This window comes from Nonomuraea sp. IBHARD001 (assembly GCF_056106265.1).
The window spans coordinates 5,590,667-5,617,500 of record NZ_JBWBBW010000002.1; the positions used below are offsets into that span (position 1 = coordinate 5,590,667).

The following is a 26,834-nucleotide window of genomic DNA, read 5'->3' on the forward strand; positions in this document are numbered from 1 at the left end:
GTTACAGAACGCGCAACGGTCACACGGCGCAACGAGACAAGCAAAGCGCCTCGACCGACGTTGCGCTAGCCCTGATTCGCCTTCGCGGAGGTGGGGTTTGTCTTGCCCTTCCGCGCGTCGCTCCGGGACTTGAGCAGACTCGCCACTGTTGTCACGACCATCGTGAGGCCGATGACCGACAGCGACACCGAGATCGGCACGGCGGGCGCCCACGAGACATCGCTGGCATGCAGAGCCTCGAGAACCAGCTTAACCCCGATGAACCCGAGAATGAACGCGAGGCCGTAGCTGATGTAGACCAGGCGCTGCAGCAGACCACCCAGCAGGAAGTACAGCTGACGCAGCCCCATCAGGGCGAACGCGTTGGCGGTGAAGACGATGAACGGATCCTTGGTGAGTCCGAAGATCGCCGGAATCGAGTCGAGCGCGAACAGCAGGTCGGTGGTGCCGATCGCGATCATCACGATGAGCATCGGGGTGACCATGCGCTTGCCGTCGATGCGTACGAAGATCTTGGAACCGACGAAGTCAGGCGTGGTGGGGAAGGCCCTGCGGGCCCACTTGAGCACGGCGTTCTCTTTGAACTCGTCCTCGTCGCGGCCGTGCTGACGGATCAGGTTGATCGCGGTGTAGATGAGGAAGGCGCCGAACACGTAGAACAGCCAGCTGAAGCGCTCGAGGGCGGCCGCGCCGAGCGCGATGAAGATGCCGCGCATGACCAGCGCCATCAGGATGCCGACGAGCAGCACCTTGTGCTGGTACGCCTTGGGAACGGCGAACCTGCTCATGATGATGAAGAAGATGAAGAGGTTGTCGACGCTCAGGCTGTATTCGGTGATGTATCCGGCGAAGAACTCACCGGCTCTGGCGCCACCGGCCCAGATCCACAGTCCGATCCCGAACAGGACGGCCAGCGCGACATAGAAGCAGACCCAGAAGGTCGCCTGCTTCATCGAGAACTCGCGGGCCTCGCCCTTGTCCACGATCCACAGGTCGAAAGCGAGAATGAGTAGCAGACCGCCGATGACGGCAATCCACGCCCACACAGGAACACTCAGCACAATAGGACAACCCTCCGGCACGCATGACAGACAGCCGGAGGTCTCTCCCGCCCGCGCTCGTGCGGACCGACAGCCCCGGGGACCCCATGGAATGAGGCACCGTGATGACGAGGCTGTCGCGTAGGGATACTCCCCTCCCTCAACCTAACCAGTATAGGAGAACGCTCTGGCGCAGCCTAATCATCCCCGCGACGACACTCCGAGGTAAGTCGCCAGCGCCGCCAGCACTGCGTCATCCGCGTCGGGCAACTCACCCGCCCGCTCGACCGACGCCGCCGCGAGTTCCCGCGCCCTGACCGGATCACCCGCCACCTCCTGTACGGCCTGCCGCATGCCCGCCACGTCGCCGTAGGCCACCAGCACGCCCGCGCCGCCGAGCAGCCCGGGTATGCCGCCGACGGCCGTGGAGATCACCGGTTTGGCCGCGGCCAGCGCCTCCGACATGCTGAGCGGCAGCCCCTCCCAGCGCGACGGCCACACCACCACGGTCGCCGCCGCCAGCAGGTCGGCCACGTCGTCACGCCGTCCGAGCAGCCGCACCGGCAGCCCTTCGGCCTCGATCCGCCGCTGCAACTCCTCCCGCAGCGGCCCGTCGCCCGCCACGACGAACAACGGCCGCACCCCTTCGTACGGCCCCGCCGCCACGTCGAGCAGCATCTCCAGGCCCTTCTGCTGGGCCAGTCTCGCCACCGTCAGCACCAGCGGCCGATCCCCGGCGCCGAGCTCACGCCGTACCTCGTCGGCCTGCCTGCCCGCGGGACGCAGCGCGGGGGCGGGCACCACGGCGGGCCGCACCAGGCGCGCGCCGAGTGCCCGCATGCGCTCGCCGAGGTCGGGCGAGACCACGAGGACCATGGCGGCGCGCCTGGCCACCACACGCTCGAGCACGGCGTAGACCGCGCCGACGAGGCCACCGGCGGTGAGCGCGTTGTGCAGCGTCACCACCAACGGCCTCGCGCCCGCCAGCCCGGCCAGGGCGCCCGCGCGCAGCCCGTGCGCGTGTACGACGTCGGCCTGCCTGGTCAGCCGCCTGATCGCGGCGACCGCGCGCAGGTCGGCCGGCGGGTTCGGCCGATCGAAGATCGCCACCTCGGCGAAGCGCGCGCCCGCCGCCGTGAAGCCGAACGCCTCCTCCACCGAGCGCGGCCCGATCACCACGACCTGGTGCCCCAGGCGTACCAGTCCTTCGGCGAGCATGCGCACGTGCCTGCCGACACCGCCCGCGCTGGTGCCGAGCACGAAGGCCACCCGCAAGGCCGGCTGTCCCATCGCCTGTCTCATCGCCCCTCGTCCGATGTGCGCGCCCCTGCCTTCGAGCGCCTGAACCTGCCGAGCACGGCCCTGGCGTCGTCGCGGTCCACCAGGAAGGCGACTGCGGCGAAGGCCAGGGCGGCGAGCACGGCCGCCGCCATCGCGACCGGCACACCGGCCCAGCGCGAGACGTCGGCCAGCGGCAGCACGACCAGCAGCCCGGCCCCGAATCCCGCGACGCCCCCGAGCACTGCCGCGAGCAACGCACGGCCGATCCCGCTCAGCGCCTGACGCCCGTGCGCCCGCACCACCGCGACGCCGATGAGCACACCGCCCACCGACATGCCCACCGTGCTGCCCAGGGCCAGCGCCCCGACCACCCAGCGCGGTTCGGGCGCGAGCAGGGCGAACACCGGCTGGGCCACCAGCGTGACCACCCAGCCGGTCACCGTCGCCGTGGCCGCCGCCCGGCCGTGCCCGGAGGCGTAGAGCACGCGCCCGAGATGGAACAGCACCGCGTACCCGATCAACCCCGGTGCGAACAGCGCCACCGCCACCGCCATCGCGGGCGGCTGCCCGCCCACCGTGCCGAGCAGGAACACCCTGGCCGTCGGCACCGCGACCGCCGCCATCACCCCCGCCGCCAGCCCGGACAGCAACACCACCGCCCTGCTCGCCGACGCGCTCAGCGCCGCGAACCCCGCACGGTCCCCTTCGGCCGCCCTGGTCGCCAGCACGGGAAACGCACTGGTCGCAATGGGTACGGCCAGCACCGCGTACGGCAGTTGCAGCAGCGCCCACGAGTAGTTGTAGACCGCGACCAGCCCCTGCCCGCCCACCCCGTTGGCCAGCCTGATCGCCACCACGAGCGTGACCTGCTGGGCGACGAGCACGGCGAGCCCGGCCACGCCGAGCCTGCGCGCCTCGGCCCCGACACCGGGCGGGAAGGACAGCCGGGGCCGCCAGCGCAGCCTCAGCCTGGCCACCGGCCCGGCCACCGTGACGACCATCGCGGCGGCGGCGATCGTCGCGCCGAGCGACAGCGTCAGCTCGCCCGCCGTGGTGAGCGCCTTCAGATCCCCCTGTGCGCCGTCGGAGACCGGGATGAAGGCCAGATAGGACCCGACGATCAGCAGGCTGGACACCAGCGGCGCCAGCGCGGGCCCGAGGAAACGCCGATGCGCCTGCAGCACGCCGTACAGGACGACGGCGATGCCGAAGAACAGCATGCGGGGAGCGAAGACCACCAGCATGTCGGAGGCGACGGCCACGACCTCGCCGATCTCACAGCCTCGGACCTCGGGGCCGGTGAGCAGGACGACGATCGGTTCGGCGAACACCGCGATCAGGGCGGTGAGCGGGATCAGCGCCAGCAGGACCCAGGTGAGCAGGGCCGAGGCGATGCGCCCGACCTCGGCCCGGCGCGCGGGGTCGGCGGCGGGCCCGGCCAGCACCGGGACCACCATCCCGGCGAGCGCGCCGCCCGCGACCAACTCGAAGACGATGTTGGGTACGTAGTTGGCCGTGCTGTAGGCGGTGTTGAGGCAGGCGTTGCCGAGCGCCTCCGACTGGACGAGGTAGCGGCCGAAGCCGACCACCCGGGCCACGGCCGTGACGACCGCGATGACGAGCGCCGCGCCCGCGACGCCACGCCCCAGCAGCCTCACCATGCCACGGGGTTCAGGAGGGGTTCGCGACGGGACGGCGGCCGAGCATGTCGAGGCGGTCGAGCACCGGGTTCGCCGCGATGACCTTGGTGAAGCTGATCTTCTCGGAGGCCGCGGTCAGCGCCACGACCTTGCCGAGCAGGACGAGCCTCGCGGGCCTGCCGAGCCGGACGGCGGCGGCCAGGCCGATCAGCGCGCCCATCGCGTTGGCGCCGGCGTCGCCGAGCATCGCACGCTCGGCCAGGTCCTCGGGCAGCAACGCCAGCGCCGCGCCCAGCGGCACGGCGCTCAGCGCGGCGGCGGCCGGGTCGCCGGCGAGCACCGAGGCGGCCAGCAGCGGCGTGCCGGTCAGCAGCCCGACCTTGATCGCACGTCCGGGGCGCAGGTCGAAGAGGTTGGCGAGGTTCGCGCTCGCGGCGATCAGGGCTCCGTTGATCACGGTGTCGACCGGGCCGCGCGAGACCAGCGCGGCAGCGGCGAGGCCGAGTGCGCCGATGCCGAGGATCTTCACCGAGCCGCTGGTCACCTCGCCCTTGGCCAGGGCGGTCAGATGACCCTTGAAGCCCTTGGACGCGGTCGCGCCGTACAGGTCGTCGTAGGCGCCGAGCGCTCCGCTGCCCGCGCCCGCCAGCAGGGCGGCGAGCCTGGCCTTGACCGGCAGCCCCGGTGTCAGCGCGGCGGCGGCGCTCGCGCCGATCACGAAGGCTGGGCCTTCGAGCAGGGTGACCGGCTCGCCCCTGTGGTTGGTCCGGCTCCAGCGCGAGAGGTCCCCCTCGTCCTTGGCGTCGGGCGCGAGGACGGGCGCGGGCCTGTGCAGCGCCGCGTAGGCGGCCTTGGCCGCGACCGCGCCGAGCGCGGCGCCCGCCAGGGCGAGAAGGAGGGAGCGGGCCATGGCGTTAGCCTCCGGAAGCCGACGTGGAGGGGGAGGGCGAAGGCGCGGGGAGGGTGACCGGCTGGAAGCTCGAAGCCCCGGCGCCGAGACCGTAATGTCCGGTCTTGCCGCCCATCTGCTCCCGCAGAGCGTAGACGATGACCACGCGGCCCGCAGGCATATCGAGGGCGTCGCCCGACGACACCCGCGCGGCCACGTCACCGGTGTCGCGCAACATCGCGATGACGCCACCCGGCAGCGCCGAGCTCGGCGGCCCCGCGATCACCGTGCCCTGGTCGCCGGCGTCCAGGCCTCCGGCGAGCGAGACGATCGCCCCGGCCTGCGCCTCGGCGTTCTCCCCTTCGTAGGGCTCGGCGGGCGCGAACACCACGGCGGTCGTCGCGCGTTCGGCGGGCTTGCCCTCGACCGAGATCAGCCCGGCCCGCTGGAAGCCGTCGAGCACGGCGGGCGTCGCGGAGTTCTCGGTGCCCGCCAGCGACCGGTCGGGGGTGACGACGGCTGCGGCCAGCAGCGCGGCGGCCCGGTCGTAGGCGGTGGCCGACGCCGAGAAGGTCAGGTCGGCGGGCTTGAGCTGGGTGACGAGCTCGTCGACCAGGCGGGACTGGTCGGGGTCGATGTACTTGTCGGTGAGCGTGATGCGCCCGCTGATCTCGGCGCCCGCCGCGGTCAGCGCCTGCTGCTGGGCCTCGCGCTGGGCGTTGTTGGCGCCGGGCGCCTCCACGATCAGGACGCGGTCGCCGCCGAGCAGGCCGCCCACGAGCTGTGGCGTCGTCGCGGTGATGAAGGCGTCGTTGGCCGCCTGCCGCCCGCGTACGACGTCGAGCTCGGTGCGCAGCTCGTTGTTGGCCTTGGCCAGCTGGTCGCTCGTCTTGAGCGCCGCCTCGACCGCTGGGTTGGACAGCAGCGTCGTGCCCATGACGATGCCGACGGCGAGCGCGAGGAAGATCGCGACGATGGAGACGAGGTGATAGCGAAAATCGATCACGAGAAGAGTCCGACCAACCAGAAGATGAAGGCGTTCCAGAGATCCTGCAGCCCGTTCAGCCAGGTCTGGCCGATCGGGGAGGCGAACAGGGCCACACCCATGGTGATCAGGGCGGTGACCACGAGCAGCAGCAGCGCCGAGGTGGAGATGCGGCTGCGGTAGAGCCTGCTGACGCCCTTGGCGTCGACGAGCTTGCTGCCGACGCGCAGACGGGTCAGGAAGCTGCTGGCCATGCCGGAGCGCCCCTTGTCGAGGAACTCCTCCAGCGTGCCGTGCGTGCCGACCGCGACGATCAGCTCGGCGCCGAGGTCGTCGGCGAGCAGCATCGCGATGTCCTCGCTGGTGCCTGTGGCCGGGAAGATCACGGCCTCGCGGCCGAGCTTGTGCACGCGCTCCAGGCCCGGCGCGTTGCCGTCGCGGTAGGCGTGCACGACCAGCTCGGCGCCGCAGGTCAGGGCCTTGGCGGAGACCGAGTCGAAGTCGCCGACGATCAGGTCGGGCAGATAACCGGCCTCCAGCAGCGCGTCGGCGCCGCCGTCGACGCCGATCAGGACCGGCCTGAACTCCCTGATGTAGGGGCGCAGGGTGGCGATGTCTTCCTTGTAGTGGTAGCCGCGCACCACGATGAGGACGTGCCTGCCCTCCATCTGGGTGCGGATCTGCGGCACGCCGACGCCGTCGATGAGCAGCTCGCGCTCGCGGCGGACGTACTCCATGGTGTTGACGGCGAAAGCCTCGATCTGCACCGAGAGCCCGGCCCTCGCCTCGGCCATGGCGGCCTCGACGGACTCGGCGCTCTGCTCCTCGCCCTTGCCCGCGACCTCGTCGTCGAGGTAGACGACGCCTTCGTGCAGGCGGATCGTGTCGCCGTCCTTGACCCGCTCGAACAGCTCGCCCGTCGCGTTGTCGACGAACGGCACGCCCGCGTCGATCAGGATCTGGGGGCCCATGTTGGGGTAGCGGCCGCTGATGCCCGCGGCCACATTGACCACGGCCGCGGCGCCGCACGCCACGAGCGCCTCCGCGCTGACCCGGTCCACGTCGACATGGTCGATAATCGCGATTTCACCAGACTTGAGGCGCTTGGTCAGCCTCTTCGTCCTGCGATCGACTCTTGCCACTGCCGTGACACCGGGAAGGTCGTTGACCTTCCTGCCGCGGAGGCCCGGTATCCCTCTCCCCGGAACCTTCATCAAGACCATCCTGCCAGAGTGGGAGACCCGGCAGGTCGCGCACTGCGCGGCGTGTCAGATATGTCACGCAAGATCACTTATGGCTCCCGCCCCCCTCGGCAGGCCGGGGCGCCCTCCCGCCCGGCCTCACCTTTCGGCTGAGGCGATCTCCAAGAGCTCCTCGGCGTGCGCCCTGCCCAGCTCGGAATCCTCCAAACCGGCCAGCATCCGGCTCAGCTCGCGGACCCGGCCGCCGTGATCCAGCGTGACGACGCCGCTGCGCACCACACTGCCGTCCTGGGCCTTCTCCACCACCAGATGCTGGTCGGCGAAGGCCGCCACCTGCGGCAGATGGGTCACGACGATCACCTGCGCGGTGCGCGCCAGCCTGGCCAGCCGCCTGCCGATCTCGACCGCCGCCTTACCACCCACCCCGGCGTCGACCTCGTCGAACACGAACGTCGGCACCGGGTCGGCGCCCGCGAACACCACCTCGATGGCCAGCATCACGCGGCTGAGCTCACCGCCGGAGGCGCCCTTGCCCAGCGGCAGCGGCGGCGCCGCCGGATGCGCCGCCATGCGCAGCTCCACCTCGTCCAGCCCCTCAGGCCCGAACTCTGCCGCCAGCGCCAGCTGCACCACGACCCTGGCATGCGGCATCGCCAGGGCGGTCAGCTCGTCGGTGACCGCCTGCCCGAACCTGTCGGCGGCGCCGGTGCGGATGCGGGTGAGCTCGGCCGCCAGCTCGCCCAGCCGTACGGCGAGCTCCTCGCGCTCGCGCTCCAGCTCGCCGATCGTGTCGTCGTCGCCCTCCAGCTCGCCCAGCCGCTCGGCGGCCTGCCGGGCCCAGGCCAGCACGGCGGTGGTGTCCAGGCCGTACTTCCTGCTGAGGCCGGCCAGCAGCGCGCGCCGCTCCTGGGCGACGGCCAGCCTGGCCGGGTCGGCCTCGACCGACTCGGCGTAGGCGGCCAGGTCGGTGGCCACGTCGGCGACCAGGTATCCGGCCTCGGCCAGCCGGTCGGCCACCGAGGCGAGCTGCGGGTCGTAGTCGCGCACGGCCTCGATCGCACTGCGCGCCATGCCCAGCAGGGACACGGCGTCCTGCAGCGCCTCCGGGCCGCTCATCGGGTCGCCGAGCAGCGCGGTGTGCGCGGTGGTGGCGGCGCCGCGCAGGGCGTCGGCATGCGACAGGCGCTCCTCCTCCTCGCGCAGGTCGGCGTCCTCGCCCGCCTTGGGGTCCGCCTTCTCGATCTCCTCGAGGCCGAAGCGGAGCATGTCGGCCTCCTGTGCCCGCTCCCTGGCCTTGGTGGTCAGCTCCTCCAGCAACGCGGCGACCTGCTTGTGGCGTTTGTAGGCCTGCTCGTAGGCGCGCAGCGGCTTGACGAGGTCTTCGCCCGCGTAACGGTCGAGCGAGGCACGCTGGCGCGCGGGCTGCAGCAGGCGCTGCTGATCCATCTGCCCGTGCACGGCCACCAGATCGTCGGCGAGGTACGTCAGCGTGCCGACCGGCACCGTGCGCCCGCCGAGCCAGGCCCGGGAACGCCCCTCGGCCGAGACCGTGCGCGAGATGATCAGCTCGCCCTCCTCGATCTCACCGCCGACGTCCTCGACCTGCTGGGCCACCCGGCCGCCCGCCTGGATGACCAGCGTGCCCTCGACGGTGGCCTTGTCGGCTCCCGGACGCACCCGGTTGGGGTCGGCGCGACCGCCGAACAGCAGGCCGAGGCCGGTCACGACCATCGTCTTGCCCGCTCCGGTCTCGCCCGTGACCACGTTGAACCCGGGCGACAGCTCCAGGACGGCCTCGTCGATGACGCCGAGCCCCTGGATGCGCACCTCCTCGACCCTGGGTCGCACTGGCCTCTCCCGTCCTTCAACGACTCCGAACACCTGTGCGCATCAGATCCTACGCGCATCCGCGTCCGTTGGCCCAAGGACGCACCCTCCTGCGGCGTGGTTCAGGGGCGTGCGCGCCCGCTCGCGATGTGGTTCACGGGCGTGCCTCCTGCCCCCGACGCAGTTCACGAGCGCACGTGACCACTCGCGGCGTGGTTCACGGACGTACGCGACCGCGCCAGCCTTGCACGGGTAGCTCGAACTTGGCGACCAGCCTGTCGGTGAACGGCGCGCCCGACGGCTCGACCCGCTGCAGCCGGGCCAGCCGTACAGCGAGCTCCGACCTGCGTACCTCGATCCGCGTGCCGGACGGCAGGTCGAAACGGCGGCGGCCGTCGCACCACAGGACGCCGCCGGGCGTGTCGGGCAGGATCTCGACCGCGAGCGTGGAGCGCGGCGAGACCACCAGCGGCTTGGCGAACAGGGCGTGCGCGCTGATCGGCACCATGAGCAGCGCCTCCACCTCCGGCCACACGACCGGCCCGCCCGCCGAGAACGCATACGCGGTCGACCCGGTAGGCGTCGCGCAGATCACCCCGTCGCAGCCCCAGCGTGACAACGGCCGCCCGTCGACCTCGGCGACGACCTCCAGCATGCGATCGCGCTTCTCCACCGTGGCCTCGTTCAGCGCCCAGGTGTCGGCGACCAGCCTGCCGTTGGTCCTGGCGGTGATCTCCAGCGTCATGCGCTCCTCGACGTCGTAGCGGCCTTCGACCACACAGTCGACCGCCTCGTCCAGGTCGTCCACCTCGGCCTCGGCCAGGAAGCCGACATGCCCGAGGTTCACCCCGAGCAGCGGCGTGCCCGCCGGTCTGGCGATCTCGGCCGAACGCAGCAGCGAGCCGTCGCCGCCGAGCACAATGATCAACTCGGCGTCCTTCGTCGCGTCCGGCTCGCAGCACACCACCTCGACACCCGGACAGCCGACGGCCTCGGCCTCCTCCTCCAGCACCCGTACCCTGATCCCGGCCTCCAGCAGGCGGTGGATCACCCGCCGCGCACTGTCGACCGCCGCCCCGCGTCCGGTGTGCACGGTGACCAGGACGGTTCTGTTCACTGGTGTCCTTCCTTCGCGAGGGGTCTGTTCACTGGGCTCATCACCGGGCTCACTGGTGGGCTTCGTTCGCGAGGAGTCTGTTCACGGGCTGCCTTCGTTCGCGAAGTGGTGGCGGGTTGCGGGGGTCACTGCGGGCCTTCGGCGACGGCTCGGACGATCGCCGCCTCGGTCTCGTCGTCGTCAAGCGCCGGTGCGCCCTCGCCCTTGCCCAGCCAGATGAGGTACTCCACATTGCCCGAAGGGCCCGGCAGCGGACTGGCGGTCACCCCGCGTACGGCCAGGCCCAGCTCCTTGGCCGAGGCCGCCACGTCACGGACGGACTGCGCCCGCAGCTCCGGATCGCGAACGACGCCACCCGCTCCCACCCGGTCCTTGCCCACCTCGAACTGCGGCTTGACCAGCATCACGAAGTCGGCTTCCGCCGCGGCGCAGGCCGCCAGCGCCGGAAGGACCAGCCGCAGCGCGATGAACGACAGATCGCCCACCACCAGCGTCGGCGGCTCCCCGACCAGCTCCGGGGTGAGGTCGCGAACGTTCACACGCTCCATCACCGTCACCCGCTCGTCGGTCCGCAACGACCAGGCCAGCTGCCCGTACCCCACGTCGACCGCCAGCACATGCGCCGCACCGCCCCGCAACAGCACATCGGTGAACCCACCCGTCGAGGCGCCCGCGTCCAGGCAACGCCGTCCCCGTACGTCCAGACTCTCGAAGGCGGCCAACGCCCCCAGCAGCTTGTGCGCACCGCGCGAGACGTAGTCCGGGCCTTCGGCGGCCTCGCTCACCACGATGGCGACCGCCGTGTCGACCTGCGACGCCGCCTTCTTGGCCACCTGCCCAGCCACGGCCACACGCCCCTCGTCGATGAGCCTGCCCGCCTGCTCCCTCGACCTGGCCAGCCCTCTACGCACAAGCTCACTGTCCAGCCTGACCCGCCGGCTCACGGTCGCGTGTCCCCTGCTGCTGCGCGCTGGTCGTGGTCGTCCAGTGGGCGAGGTGGGGCGGTGGGGTGGGGCGGTGGAGGCTGGCTGTGATCGTTCAGAGGGCGTGGCGACGCGTTCGGATGTGGTCCAGGTCTCGGCACCGGAGGCTGGGCGTGACCCATCAACGGCTGCGGTCCCGGCCCAGGCGCTGGAGGCTGCCCGTGATCCTCTATCGAGCCGAGCGCAGACTCCAGGCCGGCGAAGGCCGCCTCGAAGACCTCGACATGCCCGTACACCGGCAGCTCCGCCAGCGCGCCGAGCCCCCGCACCACCGCGTCGACCCGCTCGTCGCCGGTCTGCTCAGCCATGCGTCCCCCATCGCGTGCCACGTCCATCGCCTCGACGGTAGCGGACCCGCGCTCTCCAGGCACCTTGGCGGCCTCGCCATACGTTGACCTTCTGGAGCGCGCCGGATTTCCCATGGTCCTCATGTGGAACGCTACCTTCCGTAGACAGCGGACGTTCCGTGGACACAGGCGCACCACACCCGAAAGGATCATCATCTATGGCGACCGTCGAGGAGTGCCGGGCCGCGCTGGACAAGCTGGTGGCCCAGTTCGACGAGATCGACGAGGAGAGCAGGGCCAAGCACGTCGTCGAACGCACGCTCAGCGCCCGCATCTCCGACCTCGACCTGATGTTCTACGGCAGGCTGCACCAAGGCGGCCTCGACCCGTTCCACGACACCCCGCCCACCGACGGCCGCCCCGCCGACGTCAAGCTCACCATGGCCAGCGACGACCTGATCGCACTGGTGGACGGAGAACTCGACATGGCCCGAGCCCTCCTCAGCGGCCGCGTCAAGGTAGACGCCAGCTTCGGGGACCTGCTGCGGCTACGGCGACTGCTGTAGGGAGCGGGGCTTCCAGGGTTCACGGGTGTCCGGAGGGTGGACTTCAACGGGCGTCATGAAGGGCTTCCGGGATGATCATCCTGGGCGGGCTCTTTCTTTCGACCGGCTCGGACAACGCATCTCAACGGCGACATGCGGGGCTGTCGGAGGCGCTCAGCTCAGCGGTCGTCATGTGTGGGGCTTCAGGAGCAGGCGTCGGGGTGGGCTTCAGCGTTCTCGGCTTCTCGGGCACGGTTCTCGGCTTCTCGGGCACGCTGGGGCGAATGGCCGCCGTGCGCGGCCTTGTCCTGGAGCTCCCAACAAGTGAGCCGCCACTCCAGCAACGCGTCGTGCGGCCTAGACAAACGTGGCCTCCCGGCTGACGCCTTCCGCGTTTTGCTGGGTGCTTTGAGAAGCAGATGCCCGGATGAGCTTCGCAGTCCCAGACTTCGAGGGCGCCGGGCTCCATGGGCGTCCTGCGGCTCCGCAGGCAAGTGCCCGCGCAGACTTCAGGCATTCGGGCTTCAGAAGCTACCGGGCTACCGAAATGCGCTGGCCTCAGCGGTCGTCGTCGTGGCTGATGGCGTCGATGCAGACCGCGATCGCCAGGATGAGCAGATCGTCCTGGCCTGCCGCGATCGACACCCCATAGGTGTCCCGCACCCTCAGCCAGCGCTTGGACACCGTGGCGACGACATCACCATCCCGCGTGATCTCGTACTCATGATCGACGAAGTCCCCCTTGGCATGCAGTTCACCGCCCGCCTCCAACTCAACCGTGAAGCGATCCCTGAACCCGATCAGCGCCTTCCGCAAAGTCGCCACAGTCCGATCGCCGCGCTCGATCCTCATGGCATCCCGCAGCGAGAACATCTTGCCCTGTACCCGCAACAACTCACCACCGTCGACATCCTCGACGACCAGCGTCTCCCGCAGCCGCAACGCCTTCCCATCGACCTTGTACACCTTCTGCCCGAGCCCGTTCTCGATCCAGAAGTCATCGCCGAACGAGACCAGCTTCTCCCGCATCTGGTACTGCGTCGTCGCAACCGACTCATCATGCTTCTTCCCGAACACCATGTGCCCCGTATTCCCCACCTCCCGCCCCCAACCCTCCCCATCACCCCAAACCTCTCCCACCTACGCCCCCTCCCCTCCGGCCCGCCCCAGCTACCGGCTGTCCGCCTCGCCCAAGAGCCCCACGGCCTCCTTCACCGCCTCCTCACTGGCCTGCCCCTCCCCCACCGCCTCCCACACGGCAGCACAGGCCGCACGCACCCCGTCGATCGGCTCGCCGCCTCCGTCCACCTGTTCGACCAACACCCGCCCGTACTCCCACCACGCCCGCCACCCACCACACACCCAGCCCCCACCCTCCCGACGCACCTCCGGGTACGGCACATGCAGGGCAGCCAGGCCGTTGGCCACATACGTGGGCCGATGCTCAGGCCTGGCCCGCAACACATCCGACACGGTGGCGACACCGGTCAGCACCAGCAGCGAGTCCACCCCCGCATTGAACGCCCCCTCAACATCGGTATCCAGCCGATCCCCCACCACCAACGGCCTACTCGCCCCCGTACGCACCATCGACTCCCGATGCAACGGCGTCTCAGGCTTCCCCGCCACGATCGGCTCCACCCCCGTCGCAGTCGCGATCACCCGGACCATGGCCCCATTGCCCGGCAACTCGCCTCTCCCCGTAGGCATGGTCGTATCGGCATTGGCCGCCACATACAGCGCACCCCGCCGAACGGCCAGCGTCCCCTCGCTCAACAACCCATAGGACAAGTCAGGCGCAATCCCCTGCACGACCGCGACCGGCGCCTCCAAAGCCGTACTCACCGGCCTGAGCCCCCGCGCCCTGAGCGCCTGCCGCAAACCCATCCCCCCAACGACCAGCACGGCCGCCCCCGGCTCCACGCGCTCAGCCACAACCCTGGCCGCCGCCTGAGCACTGGTCACCACATCCTCAGCCGCCGCCGGAACCCCCAAAGCCGTCAAGTGCTCAGCAATGGCCCCCGGCGTACGAGACGCATTGTTCGTCACATACGCCAACCGCACCCCCCGCCTCCCAGCCTCAGCCAACGCCGCAGGCACCCCCACCACAGCCCGAGGCCCGAGATAGACCACCCCATCCAAGTCCAGCAACAAGGTGTCATACCCCTCAACCAACACCACGCCATCCACTCCCATCACAAACCCCCATCTCTCACCTTCACCCCAACCACCACGAGCATCCCAGCCCCTCCCTTCCCCAACCACACCGCTCCCCACTAAAGCGCAACGCACCACCCGACCCGCCCCGCCCTCGTGTGAGCAACGCTCGCGCAAACAGCTCCACCTCCACGCCCCCCGAGGCGACAAACCCCACACAACGCCTCTGCGCGCCACACCAGCTCAACCTGCCCCACGCAACGGGAGCTCACCACGCCCCCGGAAGCCCGGCACAACCCCACTCGAATTCGCCACACGCTAGAGCGACCCCAGTACGCGCAATGCCCGCCCACGCGCCCCAGCGCCAAACAACGAGCAGCAGACAAGCAGCGCACGCCGCCAATTCCACACACCCTTGCAAACCCTGCATAAGCGACGCAGGACCCGTCAAAACCCCGCCAACCAGGCCATGCATGGACGCGCGCCCCACACACGCCCGCGCACTCACCCGTACGCGACGTCAGTCCGCCCCGATTTCACGCGTGAGCGCCTCGCCATCACCCATCTCACATCCCATCTCACACTCCGCGCACAACACCCAGCGGCGAGACCTTAAGCCCCTCCCCACCCGACTCCACAAAGCGCCTCTCACATAGCCCGGCGTGCACGCAAAGTCGCTCGTACACTCTTCAGCGCCGTGACGTAATGCCGGGCATCGGGCCGCATGGCGACGGCGATGGCGAGCGGCTCCTGTGCGCCCTCCATGTCGCCCGTACGCCACAGGGCCATGCCGAGGCCGAAGTAGGCGTAGTCCTCCGACGGGTTCGCGCTGACGATCAGCCGAAAACTGTGCACGGCCTCCTCGTAGCGCCTGGAGTTGAACTGGGCGCGTGCCAGCGCCTCCCGGATGCTGCGCGAGTCGGGCTCGGCCTCGGCCGCCCGCTCCAGCAGTGCCGCCGCGGCGGCGGGGCTTCCCTCCTTGAGCAGCTTGACTCCGCGTTGGTACCAGTCATAGACATCCCCAACAGGAGCCCCGGATTCAGCACCGGGGGAATCGCCAGGTCCGCCAGCTCCTTGGATCATGTGTGAGGCCTCCTTCATCGACCGACGACAGTTCCGCTCGATTCCCTGACGAACCGGGCACCGCTGCACCGTTGGGGCAGTCCCTGGAAGTTTCAGACCTTTATGGGAGCATGCCCGGTATGGCGACTCCTGAACTGCCGATACCCGATGGGCTGATGCTGCGCCCGTTCCGTGGCGTACGTTTCGCCGTTCCCGACCCGGCCCAGGTGACCTCGCCCCCCTACGACCTGATCTCCGACCGCGACATCCAACATTTGCTGGACTCCCACCCCAACAACGTCGTCCGCTTGATCCTTCCGGGCCACCTCCACCAACGCCCCACCCAGCCGCCCCACCCCACACCGACGCCCGGCCCGCCGACACCCCCTCCTTCCCACCCCACCGACACCGCCCCCACCTCCGGCGACACACCCGCCACCAGCACTGACCCCGCGTCCACCCCGACCACCGCGCCCGACGCAAAGTACGGCGAAGCCCGCGACACGTTGCGCGCCTGGCTGGCCTCCGGCGTCCTGGCAGCGGACGCCGAGGCGGCCCTGTACGTGTACGAGCAGTCGGGACCCGGCGTGTTCCAGCGCGGCCTCATAGGCGACGTCTGCCTGGCCGCTCCCGAACAAGGCATCGTCCTCCCCCACGAAGACGTCATGCCCGGCCCCGTGGCCGACCGTCTGGCCCTGATGAGCACCACCCAGGCGAACCTGGAGCCGATCTTCCTCCTCTACGGCGGCGGCGGCCCCGCCACCCACCTCGTCGACGAGGTCGCCACCACGCGTACCCCCCTCCTGGACCTGCACACGGAAGACGGCCTGCACCACCGCCTGTGGGCCGTCACCGCCCCGGCCGAGATCGACCTGGTCAACGCCGACCTGCACAACCGCCAAGCCTTGATCGCCGACGGCCACCACAGGTACGCCACCTACCGCGCCCTCCAGGCCCGCCAGCACGCCCTCCCGACCTCCAACTCCGGACCGTCGAATCCCGACACCTCGGATCGGGCAGCGTCGGGTCACACGCCGGTCGCCCGAGCGCCATGGGATTTCGGACTGGCACTGCTGGTCGACTCAGCCGCCTACCCGCCGGACCTCAAGGCCATTCACCGTGTACTGCCGACGCTTCCCCTGGAAGAAGCCGTGGCACGCGCCAAGGGCTCATGGCAGGTGCACGACTTCGACGACCTCGAGGCAGGACTGGCAGCACTGGCATCCGCGAGCGGCCCGGCGTTCCTGCTGACCGGCCAGAACGGCGTGCACCTGATGGTGGACCCCGACCCCATGCAACTCGCCCACGCCATGCCCCCAGCACACTCCGAACGCTGGAACTCGCTCAACACCTCCATCCTCACCGAGTTCGTCATGCCAAAGGTCTGGGGCATGCACGACAACGAAGAAACGGTACGCATCGTCCATCACGACGCCCAGGCGGCAACGACCATGGCCAAGGAAAGCGGCGGCACGGCCGTCATCCTCAGCCCGCTGAAGGTCGACGACGTCCTGGCCGTGGCCGCCCTAGGCGAACGAGTACCACGCAAATCCACATCCTTCGGCCCCAAGCCCCGAACAGGCCTCGTCCTACGCACATTCGCCATCAGCTAGCAGCACGTTCGGCCTCTCCGCCCGGCTGACCGCAAGACCCGACGACGTCTCGACCGCCACCACCGCACTCGACGACATCCGAGACGACCTGGGTTGCGACAACCGCGCGGAGCGCCTGCTGTGCAGCCAAGCGCCACCAGACAAACGCCACACGAGGCTGTACAACACAGCAGTTGGAAGCCCGCCCGAGCTACGCGGCAAGAACCGGACTACGCGGCCAGAAAGAGCCAAACATGCCACGAGCATGGCCACATCGGCGTCCGTGACGCAGCCACACACCGCACCTAGGAAGTCACACGGCGTGTCTCGGAGGTCGCACACCCTTCGCTCAGCCCAGCGGCATGTCCACCTCGTCCCGAACCTCATCGCCAGGCCCAAGCCGCCATCACGACATACGACCAGCCTCCCCCACCACAGGCCCTGCCGCCTCCCAGAGAATGCGTCAAGCGCACACCGGATGCGCGAAGCATCTGACCTGGAAGGGGAGAAGGCGACACCCAGCCAAGGGCATCGCCCCCACCAGCCCACGACAACTCCCCAACACACGCGAGCCACGCAAGTTCCAACCTCACGCGGGCCACACACCAACGCACACCCAAAGCCGGCCCCTACATACGAAGCCCTCCCGAACGCTGAGCGAAAGCGGACGCCAGGAGGTCGAGCGCACGCCCCAACGGACGGCCGGAGGCCTTAGGCGGCGACTCCCCTTCATCCCCTCGAACGCCCGCCACCCCCTCCACAGCATCACCCCCCACGGCCTGCCCGCCTCCCCCCAACACCTCCATGGCCTGAACCGCCCCGACGACAGCCTGCGCCACCTCCCTCCCGTCACCCGCCACCCCACCGACGACCGCGCCGGCTCCTTCACCACCTCGCCGAGCCCCCACCACCCGCAGCCCCTCCCCCACAGCCAGGGGCTCCCCAGCCCCAGCGCCACCACCCGCCAGATCCCCAGCCACCCGAGGCAACGGCACCACGACATCGACATCGTCATCGACATCGGCCTCCTCCGAGGCCTCCACCAGCCGCACAGCCCGCGCCTCCACCTCGAAGCGCCACCGCTTGGCCCCGGCCGGCCCCGAGATCCGGCTGCGCAACGCCCCCAGCACCTCCACCGGCTCTCGAGGCGCCAGCCGTTCGAGAACTGCGGCCACCTCCGGATCGAAGGTGGAACACCAGATGGTGTCGACCGGCGACCCGCGGCGACCTGGCTTGCGGCGAACGATGACACGCCACAGTGTGAGGGTGTCGCCGCTGGGCATCGGGCGTTGTTCAGGGATGTCGGAAAGGCGGCCGACCAGCACGATCTCGTTGCGATCCATGTGACCCTCCTGTCGTTCGTGGTGAACGGGAGACCACTCTTTACGATGGAGCAAGGCCGGAACGGCTCGAATGCCGTTCTGTGGAGGCGTGAGGACGGTACTGAGGTGACTGTGGACAACATCACCGCGCTCGGCGGCGACGTCTACGAAATCGACACGCGGATGGCCGGATTCGCCGGGATCACGGCCGGATATTTGATCTTGGGGGATCGCCCCTGCCTGGTCGAAACGGGCACATCAACATCAGCCCCCGTAGTACGCGACGCCCTGGCCTCGCTCGGCGTCGGACCGGACGACCTCGCGACCGTCGTGGTGACCCACATCCACCTCGACCACGCGGGCGGAGTGGGCGACATCGCCGGTTTCTTCCCCCAAGCCGAAATCGTGGTCCACGAAAAGGGGGCAAGGCACCTCGCAGACCCCTCACGCCTGATGAAAAGCGCCCGTATGGTCTGGGGAGACCGCCTCGACACCCTGTTCGGCGAGCTGACCCCGACCGACGTGGCCAGAATCCGCGCACTGGGCGACACCGGAGCCGTGGACCTGGGCAACGGCCGCACGCTGAGCAGCCACTACTCCCCGGGCCACGCCAAACACCACGTAGGCCTCATCGACTCCCACACCGGCGACCTCTACGTCGGGGACGCCGCAGGCGTATACATGCCGGAAACCGGTGATCTGCGTCCCGCGACCCCGCCGCCGGACTTCGACCTGCAGACGGCACTCGACTCGATCGCCCTGTTCCAGGCGTTGGGACCACAACGCCTGCTGTTCAGCCACTACGGCCCGGTAGGCGACGTCGAACAGACCCTCGACCGATCCGCCGAAGAACTCAAAGTATGGGTCGACCTCACCAAACAGGCCCGCGCCGAGGGCCTCGACCTCGACCACGCGGTGGCCATGGTCCGCGACCGTACCAAGGAACGCTACGCCGCACTCAAGGAGGGCGACGAAACCGCCGAACAGTTCGAACTGCTCAGCGGCGCCCCTTCGAACGTCGCGGGCATCCTCCACTGGCTAGACCGCGTATCCCCATAACGCACCATGCCCTGCCGTACCCCTCAAAAGGAGTACGGCAGGGCATGACAGCGGTTAGGCGTCCTTCTTGGGCTTCTGGGCGGGCTCGGCGTCCGACTCGTCCTCGTCGAGGACGTCGCCGAAGTTGGGCTCGATGAAGGCCGGGCCGACACCGACCTTCGGCGCCTCCTCGATCGCGGCCTCGTCACCGTCGGTGTCGAGGGGTTCGGGGTGCTCGTCCTCGTCGTCCAGGTCGAGGGAGGTGTCGGTCGTGGGAGTGTTCGCCACCGACTCGCCCAGGATGTCGCCCTGGTCGACCGGCGCAGCGCTCTCCGGCTCCGACGCCTCTTCCTCCGAGGAATCCGAGGAATCCGAAGGCTCGGAGTCGGGGGCGATCAGCTCGGGAGCCAGATCGTCGTCCACCTCGTCCTCTTCGGAGTCGTCGAACTCGGAGTCGTCCTCGTCCTCCTCCAGGTCCTCGATGACGGCGCCGGTCAGCTCCGCATAGCGCTCGGCCGCCTCCGTCTCGCCGTCCTCGTCGAACGCCATCGCGCGCCCGAACCAGTCCGTCGCCGCCTCCTCGTGCCCGGCCGCGGCCAGAGCATCGGCGTAGGCGAAGGCCAGGCGAGCCGACCACGGCTTGGGCTGCGGGTCGCGCAGCTCGGGCAGGCGCTGGAGGGTGACGACGGCGGCGTCGTTCTGCTCAAGGTCGCGACGCGCGCCGGACTCGACGATCGCCAGCTCAATACGTCCGGCCCGGTCCAGGCGCTCGGCCTCGGGCGAACGTACCAGGTCGAGCGCCCGCTCGGGGCGCCCCATGCCGCGCTCGCAGTCCGCCATGATCGGCAAGTACGCGTCGGAACCCGTCAGGCGCCGCGCCGCCCGAAGGTCGCTCAGCGCCTCCGAGAAGTGCCCGGCCCGGTAGGCGACGATGCCCGAAGCCTCCCGCACCACGCCGATACGCGCCGCGAAACGCCGGGCGACCTTCGTGTGCTCATAAGCCCGATCCGGGTCGTCCTCGCCCAGTGCGCGCTCGGCGGCGACGAGGTGCTTGCCGACCAGGTCCGACAGGTCGCCGGGGAGGGAACGCAGCTCGTCGCGTACCTCCTTCTCCAGTTCGTCCGTCGTGATGTCGGGCGCGAGCTCGGGCAGGCGCTCCCGCTGAGGCGCCTCGGCCTCTTGGTGCTCCTGCTCCGGCCTGCCATACCTCGCCCGCGACGAGCTGAACGGCCGCTCCTCACGAGGCCCGCTCCCCTGGTACCCGCCCTCACGACGCGGCCCACGGTCATCCCGATCCCGGAACCCGCCACCACCGGAAGGCCGATCACGGAACCCGCCTCCACCAGAGGACGGCCGATCACGGAAGCCACCGCCGCCGCCGGAAGGCCGATCGCGATACCCGCCCCCGCCGGAGGGCCGGTCGTCACGACGCTGGTACCCGCTGGACGGCTGATCGTCGCGACTGGCGTATCCCCGCTCGTCGCGGTTCTGGAACGGCCTGCGGTCGCCGCGCTCCTGGCCCCCACGGTCGTCCCGACGCTCGTACCCGCCCTCACGGCGCGGCCCACGATCATCCCGATCCCGGAACCCGCCACCGCCAGAAGGACGATCGCGGTACCCGCCGCCACCAGAGGGCCGATCATCGCGACGCTGATACCCACCGCCACCGGAAGGCCGGTCGTCCCGCCCACGGAACCCGCCGCCACCGGAAGGCCGATCGTCACGACGCTGGAACCCACCACCGGACGGCCGATCGTCACGCCCGCGGAATCCACGATCATCGCGCCCCTGGTAACCACCGGAGGGCCGATCATCCCGTCCACGGAACCCGCCGCCGCCGGAAGGCCGGTCATCCCGCCCCTGATACCCCCCGGAAGGCCGATCGTCACGTCCACGGAACCCACCCGAGGGCCGATCATCACGACGCTGGAACCCGCCCCCACCAGAGGACGGCCGATCCCGATATCCGCCACCGGACGACCGATCGTCACGGTCACGGAAGCCCCCACCAGAGGGCCGATCCCTGAACCCGCCGGACGGCCGATCGTCACGCCCGCGATTCCCACGATCATCGCGCCCCTGGTAACCACCAGACGGCCGATCGTCACGACGCTGGAACCCACCGCCACCAGAGGACGGCCGATCATCACGCCCACGGAACCCGCCGCCGCCGGAAGGCCGGTCATCCCGCCCCTGATACCCCCCGGAAGGCCGATCGTCACGCCCACGGAACCCACCCGAGGGCCGATCATCACGACGCTGGAACCCACCGCCACCAGAGGACGGCCGATCGTCACGCCCGCGGAAGCCACCGCCACCGGAAGGCCGGTCATCCCGCCCCCGATACCCGCCCCCACCAGAGGACGGCCGATCCCGGTACCCGCCAGAAGCCCCCCGGTCATCCCGGCTGGCATAGCCCCGAGAGTCACGATCCTGGAACGGACGACCGCCACGCTCCCGCGAGTCCCCCCCGCCGGAGCCGCCACGGTACCCACCGCGATCTCCACCCCGGTCGCCGCCGCGGTACCCGCCCGAGGAGCGCTCGCCTCCGGACGGCCGGTCGTCGCGCGACCCGTAGGTGCGCCTCGGACCGCCTCCCTGGCCGCCCTCGCGGCTCCCCTGGCCTCCCTCGCGCTGGCCGCCGTCGCGCTGGCTGCCCCCTTCGCGCTGACCGCGCTCTTCGCGGCGGCCTTCGCCGTCCCGTCCGTTGTCTCTGTTCACTTCTGGTCCATTCGTTGGCTCACTCAGCGGACCCGTGCTCCAACGCTACGGTCCACCGTGGCTGATCGCCGCCTTGGCGTCGCAGTCCGTAAGGCCAGGATCACATGGATCGCCCGGCTTGGCTCTACGCGACGAAGGCCACCCGCGGAGGGGGTGGCCCGGCCCCTCCAGCCTAGCAAGCCGCCGCAGTGCCACGCGCCCCAAGCCCCAGGCCCATCCACCACCCCCCAAACCGAACAGCACCAAATGCCACCCCACCCCACCAAGCCACACCTGCTCAGAAGCCCACCACAACACCACCGCCCCACATCCACTCGCCAAGACAAACCCCAAAGAACCACACACCCACACCACCAAAACCAGAAACCCAACCCCAGCCCCACCACCCCCACTAACCTCCAGCACACCTTCAGGAACCCCAGAAACGAGCCGCCCCCAGCCAACACCCCCCACCCCACCGACGGAAAGCAAGGCGAAGGCGAAGGCGAAAGCGAAAGCGAAAGCGAAAGCGAAAGCGAAAGCGAAAGCGAAAGCGAAAGCGAAAGCGAAAGCAAGGCGAAGGCGAAGGCGAAGGTCTGACCCAATAAATCAGTCGCCCCGCTTACCTCCCATCAACGACCATGCCCCCATGTCTCTCCGCTTCCATGAAATAGCCGAGTCCGATCACCGCGTACTCAACCCGTTCAGCGAAGCCAAGTTCGACCTTCTCGGCCAGATCTGCCGCCCGCCGGCTGGCTCCCGCCACCTCGACCTGGCCTGCGGGAAAGGCGAGCTCCTGGCTCGATGGGCGGCCCAGTACGGCACGCGTGGCGTCGGCGTCGATCTGAGCGACGTCTTTCTCGCCGCAGCTCACGCCCGAGCCGCCGAACTGGACGTCAGCTCCAGCCTCACCTTCGTCCAAGGCGACGCCGCCGCATACGAGCCGGAACCGGCCACCTTCGACTACGTGTCCTGCATAGGCGCCACCTGGATAGGCAACAGCCTCGCCGGAACCCTCGACCTCATGCGTGCCGCCCTCAAGCCCACCGGCGTCATCCTGGTCGGCGAGTGCTTCTGGGATACCCCACCAACCCCCGACCTCCTGACCGCCACGCAAATCGCCCCAGGCACTTTCACCACCCTCTGGGAAACCGCCGAACGTTTCACCGAGGCCGGCTTCGAAGTCGTCGAATTCGTGGCCGCCGACCTGCACGACTGGGACCGCTACGTGGCACACCAATGGTGGAACATCACCACCTGGCTCCACGCCAACCCCACCTCCCCCGAAGCCCCCGCCCTGCGTGCTTTCCTCACCACCACCCGCCGCGCCCACCTCGAACACATCCGCGGCCGACTCCAATGGGCCACCTTCATAGCCCGCCCAACCCCACCCAACACCTAGAAACACACCCTCCCCATACGGCTCCGCCAACCAGAGCCCACCGCAGTCACCACACCCGCCCCTCCATCACGCTCCTCCAGCCGACTCCGCCACCCGCCGTTACATCGCCCCGGAAGCAGGCCACAACGCAAAAAGGGCCACCCCGCACAGGCGGGGTGGCCCTTTTCGAAAGATTGTCCGGCGGCGACCTACTCTCCCACACCCTCCCGAGTGCAGTACCATCGGCGCAGTAGAGCTTAACTTCCGGGTTCGGAATGTAACCGGGTGTTTCCTCCACGCTATAACCGCCGTAACTCTATGAAACTGTCAAACAGGCAAAGCTGTTTGCGGTTTCAGAATTGCATAGTGGACGCGGGCAAGAATACCTTTGGTTTCGCGCTGCTCCGGACCCGGCGAAGAGTAACAGAGCGCTGCAGAAACCAAAGTCATTTGCTTTGTGGTCAAGTCCTCGGCCTATTAGTACCGGTCAGCTCCACACGTTACCGTGCTTCCACCTCCGGCCTATCAACCCAGTCGTCTACTGGGAGCCTTACCCACTCTCATGGTGGGAGACCTCATCTCAAGGCGAGCTTCCCGCTTAGATGCTTTCAGCGGTTATCCCTTCCGAACGTAGCCAACCAGCCGTGCTCCTGGCGGAACAACTGGCACACCAGAGGTTCGTCCGTCCCGGTCCTCTCGTACTAGGGACAGCTCCTTTCAAGTCTCCTGCGCGCGCAGCGGATAGGGACCGAACTGTCTCGCGACGTTCTAAACCCAGCTCGCGTACCGCTTTAATGGGCGAACAGCCCAACCCTTGGGACCTACTCCAGCCCCAGGATGCGACGAGCCGACATCGAGGTGCCAAACCATCCCGTCGATATGGACTCTTGGGGAAGATCAGCCTGTTATCCCCGGGGTACCTTTTAGCCGTTGAGCGACGGCGCTTCCACATGCCACCGCCGGATCACTAGTCCCAGCTTTCGCTCCTGCTCGACCCGTCAGTCTCACAGTCAAGCTCCCTTGTGCACTTACACTCGACACCTGATTGCCAACCAGGCTGAGGGAACCTTTGGGCGCCTCCGTTACTCTTTAGGAGGCAACCGCCCCAGTTAAACTACCCACCAGACACTGTCCCCGATCCGGATCACGGACCAGGGTTAGACGTTCAAAACGACCAGAGTGGTATTTCACCAATGACTCCACCACCACTAGCGTGACAGCTTCACAGTCTCCCACCTATCCTACACAAGACGTTCCAAACGCCAATGTCAAGCTGTAGTGAAGGTCCCGGGGTCTTTCCGTCCTGCTGCGCGTAACGAGCATCTTTACTCGTAGTGCAATTTCGCCGGGTCTGCGGTTGAGACAGCGGGGAAGTCGTTACGCCATTCGTGCAGGTCGGAACTTACCCGACAAGGAATTTCGCTACCTTAGGATGGTTATAGTTACCACCGCCGTTTACCGGCGCTTAAGTTCTCAGCTTCGCGACTTACGTCGCTAACCGGTCCCCTTAACGTTCCGGCACCGGGCAGGCGTCAGTCCGTATACATCGTCTTACGACTTAGCACGGACCTGTGTTTTTAGTAAACAGTCGCTTCCCCCTGGCCACTGCGACCCCCACCAGCTCCAGGCGCAAGGCCTATCACCAGCAGAGGTCCCCCTTCTCCCGAAGTTACGGGGGCAATTTGCCGAGTTCCTTAACCACAGTTCACCCGATCGCCTTGGTATTCTCTACCTGACCACCTGAGTCGGTTTAGGGTACGGGCCGCCATAACACTCACTAGAGGCTTTTCTCGGCAGCATAGGATCATCCACTTCGCCACAATCGGCTCGGCATCACACCTCAGGCTTAATAAGACGCGGATTTGCCTACGTCTCGCCCTACATGCTTACCCCAGGAACAACCATCGCCTGGGCTGGACTACCTTCCTGCGTCACCCCATCGCTTACCTACTACCCGATCGGTCCGAGCGTTCACCCCACCAAGACCCGAAGGTCACAGGAGGGGTTAAGGACTCTTAGCATCACGAGGTTCAGTATGGGCGCGTTAAAGCGGGTACGGGAATATCAACCCGTTGTCCATCGACTACGCCTGTCGGCCTCGCCTTAGGTCCCGACTTACCCTGGGCGGATTAGCCTGGCCCAGGAACCCTTGGTCATCCGGCGCGAGGGTTTCTCACCCTCGATTCGCTACTCATGCCTGCATTCTCACTCGTGTACGCTCCACGGCTAGATCACTCTGCCGCTTCACCGCAGCACACGACGCTCCCCTACCCATCCACACCTTGCAGTGTGAATGCCACGACTTCGGCGGTGTACTTGAGCCCCGCTACATTATCGGCGCGGAATCACTTGACCAGTGAGCTATTACGCACTCTTTCAAGGGTGGCTGCTTCTAAGCCAACCTCCTGGTTGTCTCTGCGACTCCACATCCTTTCCCACTTAGCACACGCTTAGGGGCCTTAGTCGGTGATCTGGGCTGTTTCCCTCTCGACTACGGAGCTTATCCCCCGCAGTCTCACTGCCACGCTCTCACTTACCGGCATTCGGAGTTTGGCTGACGTCAGTAACCTTGTCGGGCCCATCGGCCATCCAGTGCTCTACCTCCGGCAAGAAACACGTGACGCTGCACCTAAATGCATTTCGGGGAGAACCAGCTATCACGGAGTTTGATTGGCCTTTCACCCCTACACACAGGTCATCCCCCAGGTTTTCAACCCTGGTGGGTTCGGTCCTCCACGAGGTCTTACCCTCGCTTCAACCTGCCCATGCGTAGATCACTCCGCTTCGGGTCTACAGCATGCGACTCAAACGCCCTATTCAGACTCGCTTTCGCTACGGCTCCCCCACACGGGTTAACCTCGCCACACACCATAACTCGCAGGCTCATTCTTCAAAAGGCACGCAGTCACATCACACACCAGACAAGCTGGTGCAAGCTCCTACGGCTTGTAGGCACACGGTTTCAGGTACTATTTCACGACCCCTCACCGGGGCGCTTTTCACCTTTCCCTCACGGTACTTGTTCACTATCGGTCATCAGGGAGTATTTAGGCTTACCAGGTGGTCCTGGCAGATTCACACAGGATTTCTCGGGCCCCGTGCTACTTGGGATCCCCTCAAACAGTCCAAAAGGTTTCGCCTACCCGGCTCTCACGGTCTACGGCGCCCCTTCCCAGAGGCTTCGACTACCCAAAGGATTTATCACTGTCCGACCAGGCGGCAGCCTGATCAAGAGGGTCCCACGACCCCGGACATGCAACGCCTGCCGGCTATCACACATGCCCGGTTTAGCCTCATCCGCTTTCGCTCACCACTACTCACGGAATCACTCTTGTTTTCTCTTCCTACGGGTACTGAGATGTTTCACTTCCCCGCGTTACCACCAACCGCCCTATACATTCAGGCGGAGGCAACACCACATGACTGGTGCTAGGTTTCCCCATTCGGAAATCCCCGGATCAACGTCTGATTGGCGACTCCCCGAGGCTTAACGCAGCCTTCCACGTCCTTCATCGGCTCCTGATGCCAAGGCATCCACCGTGTGCCCTAAAAAACTTGGCCACAAAGATGCTCGCGTCCACTATGCAAATCTCAAACAACAAACAGCAACCAAACCCGGCCCACCACCAACACCCAGACACATGCGCGTCTCGGCTGGTATGGCAGGAGGATGGCCCTGAATGAGGCTCCAACAGACAGCGAGCCCGCCTCAGCGGGCCCGACCGGTCCGTTCCCTCAGGACCCAACAGTGTGTTCCAGACCTGGCCCGAACCCCCGGAAACCCCG

Annotated in this window: 19 protein-coding genes and 2 rRNA genes; 5 read left to right on the forward strand and 16 right to left on the reverse strand. The window is 68.0% G+C overall.

The features are described 5' to 3' along the window. Positions 1-65: 65 nt before the first annotated feature. The 9 genes from ACTWNK_RS27530 to ACTWNK_RS27570 all read right to left on the reverse strand — a co-directional run bounded on the left by ACTWNK_RS27530 (position 66) and on the right by ACTWNK_RS27570 (position 10,925). Positions 66-1,058, reverse strand: a complete 993-nt coding sequence (locus ACTWNK_RS27530; protein WP_474311000.1) for a TerC family protein — start codon at positions 1,056-1,058, stop codon at positions 66-68. 183 nt (positions 1,059-1,241) lie between these two features. Then, complete coding sequence (locus tag ACTWNK_RS27535) at positions 1,242-2,330, reverse strand: glycosyltransferase family 4 protein (protein ID WP_474307444.1); 1,089 nt, start codon at positions 2,328-2,330, stop codon at positions 1,242-1,244. A gap of 8 nt (positions 2,331-2,338) precedes the next feature. Next, positions 2,339-3,982, reverse strand: a complete 1,644-nt coding sequence (gene murJ, locus ACTWNK_RS27540) for a murein biosynthesis integral membrane protein MurJ (protein WP_474307445.1) — start codon at positions 3,980-3,982, stop codon at positions 2,339-2,341. A 10-nt stretch (positions 3,983-3,992) separates the two neighbouring features. After that, positions 3,993-4,871: a hypothetical protein gene (locus tag ACTWNK_RS27545; RefSeq protein WP_474307446.1), complete on the reverse strand. Its 879-nt coding sequence runs from the start codon at positions 4,869-4,871 to the stop codon at positions 3,993-3,995. Positions 4,872-4,875: 4 nt separating this feature from the next. Next, positions 4,876-5,856: a copper transporter gene (locus ACTWNK_RS27550; protein ID WP_474307447.1), complete on the reverse strand. Its 981-nt coding sequence runs from the start codon at positions 5,854-5,856 to the stop codon at positions 4,876-4,878. Next, positions 5,853-7,049: a putative cytokinetic ring protein SteA gene (gene steA / locus ACTWNK_RS27555; protein ID WP_474307448.1), complete on the reverse strand. Its 1,197-nt coding sequence runs from the start codon at positions 7,047-7,049 to the stop codon at positions 5,853-5,855. The genes ACTWNK_RS27550 and steA overlap by 4 nt, the downstream gene beginning before the upstream one ends. A gap of 126 nt (positions 7,050-7,175) precedes the next feature. Next, positions 7,176-8,885, reverse strand: coding sequence for a DNA repair protein RecN (recN, locus tag ACTWNK_RS27560; RefSeq protein WP_474307449.1), 1,710 nt, complete (start codon positions 8,883-8,885; stop codon positions 7,176-7,178). A gap of 196 nt (positions 8,886-9,081) precedes the next feature. Next, on the reverse strand, positions 9,082-9,981 hold the full coding sequence (locus tag ACTWNK_RS27565; protein WP_474307450.1) for an NAD kinase: 900 nt from the start codon (positions 9,979-9,981) through the stop codon (positions 9,082-9,084). Between the two features lie 125 nt (positions 9,982-10,106). After that, the gene (locus tag ACTWNK_RS27570; RefSeq protein WP_474307451.1) at positions 10,107-10,925 is read right to left on the reverse strand and encodes a TlyA family RNA methyltransferase; all 819 of its coding nucleotides are present in this window, start codon (positions 10,923-10,925) and stop codon (positions 10,107-10,109) included. A gap of 200 nt (positions 10,926-11,125) precedes the next feature. Here ACTWNK_RS27570 and ACTWNK_RS27575 point away from each other — a divergent pair, with 200 nt between their 5' ends. Together ACTWNK_RS27575 and ACTWNK_RS27580 are read left to right on the forward strand one after the other, a co-directional pair. Then, the gene (locus tag ACTWNK_RS27575) at positions 11,126-11,359 is read left to right on the forward strand and encodes a hypothetical protein (RefSeq protein ID WP_474307452.1); all 234 of its coding nucleotides are present in this window, start codon (positions 11,126-11,128) and stop codon (positions 11,357-11,359) included. 110 nt (positions 11,360-11,469) lie between these two features. Beyond that, the gene (locus ACTWNK_RS27580) at positions 11,470-11,817 is read left to right on the forward strand and encodes an SCP2 sterol-binding domain-containing protein (protein ID WP_474307453.1); all 348 of its coding nucleotides are present in this window, start codon (positions 11,470-11,472) and stop codon (positions 11,815-11,817) included. A gap of 537 nt (positions 11,818-12,354) precedes the next feature. Here ACTWNK_RS27580 and ACTWNK_RS27585 read toward each other — a convergent pair. The 3 genes from ACTWNK_RS27585 to ACTWNK_RS27595 form a co-directional block, all read right to left on the reverse strand. Next, on the reverse strand, positions 12,355-12,876 hold the full coding sequence (locus tag ACTWNK_RS27585; RefSeq protein ID WP_474307454.1) for an LURP-one-related/scramblase family protein: 522 nt from the start codon (positions 12,874-12,876) through the stop codon (positions 12,355-12,357). A gap of 90 nt (positions 12,877-12,966) precedes the next feature. Further along, complete coding sequence (locus ACTWNK_RS27590; RefSeq protein ID WP_474307455.1) at positions 12,967-13,992, reverse strand: HAD-IIA family hydrolase; 1,026 nt, start codon at positions 13,990-13,992, stop codon at positions 12,967-12,969. A gap of 609 nt (positions 13,993-14,601) precedes the next feature. Beyond that, a complete protein-coding gene (locus tag ACTWNK_RS27595) occupies positions 14,602-15,036 on the reverse strand; it encodes a tetratricopeptide repeat protein (RefSeq protein WP_474307456.1) in 435 nt (144 codons plus the stop codon). 110 nt (positions 15,037-15,146) lie between these two features. Here ACTWNK_RS27595 and ACTWNK_RS27600 point away from each other — a divergent pair, with 110 nt between their 5' ends. Then, complete coding sequence (locus ACTWNK_RS27600) at positions 15,147-16,628, forward strand: DUF1015 family protein (RefSeq protein WP_474307457.1); 1,482 nt, start codon at positions 15,147-15,149, stop codon at positions 16,626-16,628. A gap of 608 nt (positions 16,629-17,236) precedes the next feature. Here ACTWNK_RS27600 and ACTWNK_RS27605 read toward each other — a convergent pair. Next, positions 17,237-17,950, reverse strand: coding sequence for a single-stranded DNA-binding protein (locus ACTWNK_RS27605; RefSeq protein ID WP_474307458.1), 714 nt, complete (start codon positions 17,948-17,950; stop codon positions 17,237-17,239). A gap of 111 nt (positions 17,951-18,061) precedes the next feature. On the opposite strand from ACTWNK_RS27605, the gene ACTWNK_RS27610 reads away from it, so the two are divergent. Then, positions 18,062-18,988, forward strand: coding sequence for an MBL fold metallo-hydrolase (locus ACTWNK_RS27610; RefSeq protein WP_474311001.1), 927 nt, complete (start codon positions 18,062-18,064; stop codon positions 18,986-18,988). Between the two features lie 54 nt (positions 18,989-19,042). Here ACTWNK_RS27610 and ACTWNK_RS27615 read toward each other — a convergent pair whose 3' ends face one another. Next, positions 19,043-19,918 carry a hypothetical protein gene (locus ACTWNK_RS27615; protein WP_474307459.1) on the reverse strand — a complete coding sequence of 292 codons (876 nt, stop codon included), beginning with the start codon at positions 19,916-19,918 and terminating at the stop codon, positions 19,043-19,045. 2,398 nt (positions 19,919-22,316) lie between these two features. Here ACTWNK_RS27615 and ACTWNK_RS27620 point away from each other — a divergent pair. Next, positions 22,317-23,069: an SAM-dependent methyltransferase gene (locus ACTWNK_RS27620; RefSeq protein WP_474307460.1), complete on the forward strand. Its 753-nt coding sequence runs from the start codon at positions 22,317-22,319 to the stop codon at positions 23,067-23,069. Positions 23,070-23,244: 175 nt separating this feature from the next. Here ACTWNK_RS27620 and rrf read toward each other — a convergent pair. Together rrf and ACTWNK_RS27630 are read right to left on the reverse strand one after the other, a co-directional pair. After that, positions 23,245-23,361 (reverse strand): 5S ribosomal RNA (rrf, locus tag ACTWNK_RS27625). A gap of 144 nt (positions 23,362-23,505) precedes the next feature. Continuing rightward, positions 23,506-26,609: ribosomal RNA gene (locus ACTWNK_RS27630) — 23S ribosomal RNA — on the reverse strand. Between the last annotated feature and the right edge of the window lie 225 nt (positions 26,610-26,834).

What these genes read in the sequence shown, in the direction of transcription:
- ACTWNK_RS27585 (WP_474307454.1), bottom strand. Translation starts at nt 12,876, where the DNA reads ATGGTGTTCGGGAAGAAGCATGATGAGTCGGTTGCGACGACGCAGTAC.
- ACTWNK_RS27605 (WP_474307458.1), bottom strand. Translation starts at nt 17,950, where the DNA reads ATGGATCGCAACGAGATCGTGCTGGTCGGCCGCCTTTCCGACATCCCT.
- ACTWNK_RS27580 (WP_474307453.1), top strand. Translation starts at nt 11,470, where the DNA reads ATGGCGACCGTCGAGGAGTGCCGGGCCGCGCTGGACAAGCTGGTGGCC.
- ACTWNK_RS27595 (WP_474307456.1), bottom strand. Translation starts at nt 15,036, where the DNA reads ATGATCCAAGGAGCTGGCGGACCTGGCGATTCCCCCGGTGCTGAATCC.
- ACTWNK_RS27535 (WP_474307444.1), bottom strand. Translation starts at nt 2,330, where the DNA reads ATGGGACAGCCGGCCTTGCGGGTGGCCTTCGTGCTCGGCACCAGCGCG.
- ACTWNK_RS27600 (WP_474307457.1), top strand. Translation starts at nt 15,147, where the DNA reads ATGCCCGGTATGGCGACTCCTGAACTGCCGATACCCGATGGGCTGATG.
- murJ (WP_474307445.1), bottom strand. Translation starts at nt 3,982, where the DNA reads ATGGTGAGGCTGCTGGGGCGTGGCGTCGCGGGCGCGGCGCTCGTCATC.
- steA (WP_474307448.1), bottom strand. Translation starts at nt 7,049, where the DNA reads ATGAAGGTTCCGGGGAGAGGGATACCGGGCCTCCGCGGCAGGAAGGTC.
- ACTWNK_RS27545 (WP_474307446.1), bottom strand. Translation starts at nt 4,871, where the DNA reads ATGGCCCGCTCCCTCCTTCTCGCCCTGGCGGGCGCCGCGCTCGGCGCG.
- ACTWNK_RS27620 (WP_474307460.1), top strand. Translation starts at nt 22,317, where the DNA reads ATGTCTCTCCGCTTCCATGAAATAGCCGAGTCCGATCACCGCGTACTC.
- ACTWNK_RS27590 (WP_474307455.1), bottom strand. Translation starts at nt 13,992, where the DNA reads ATGGGAGTGGATGGCGTGGTGTTGGTTGAGGGGTATGACACCTTGTTG.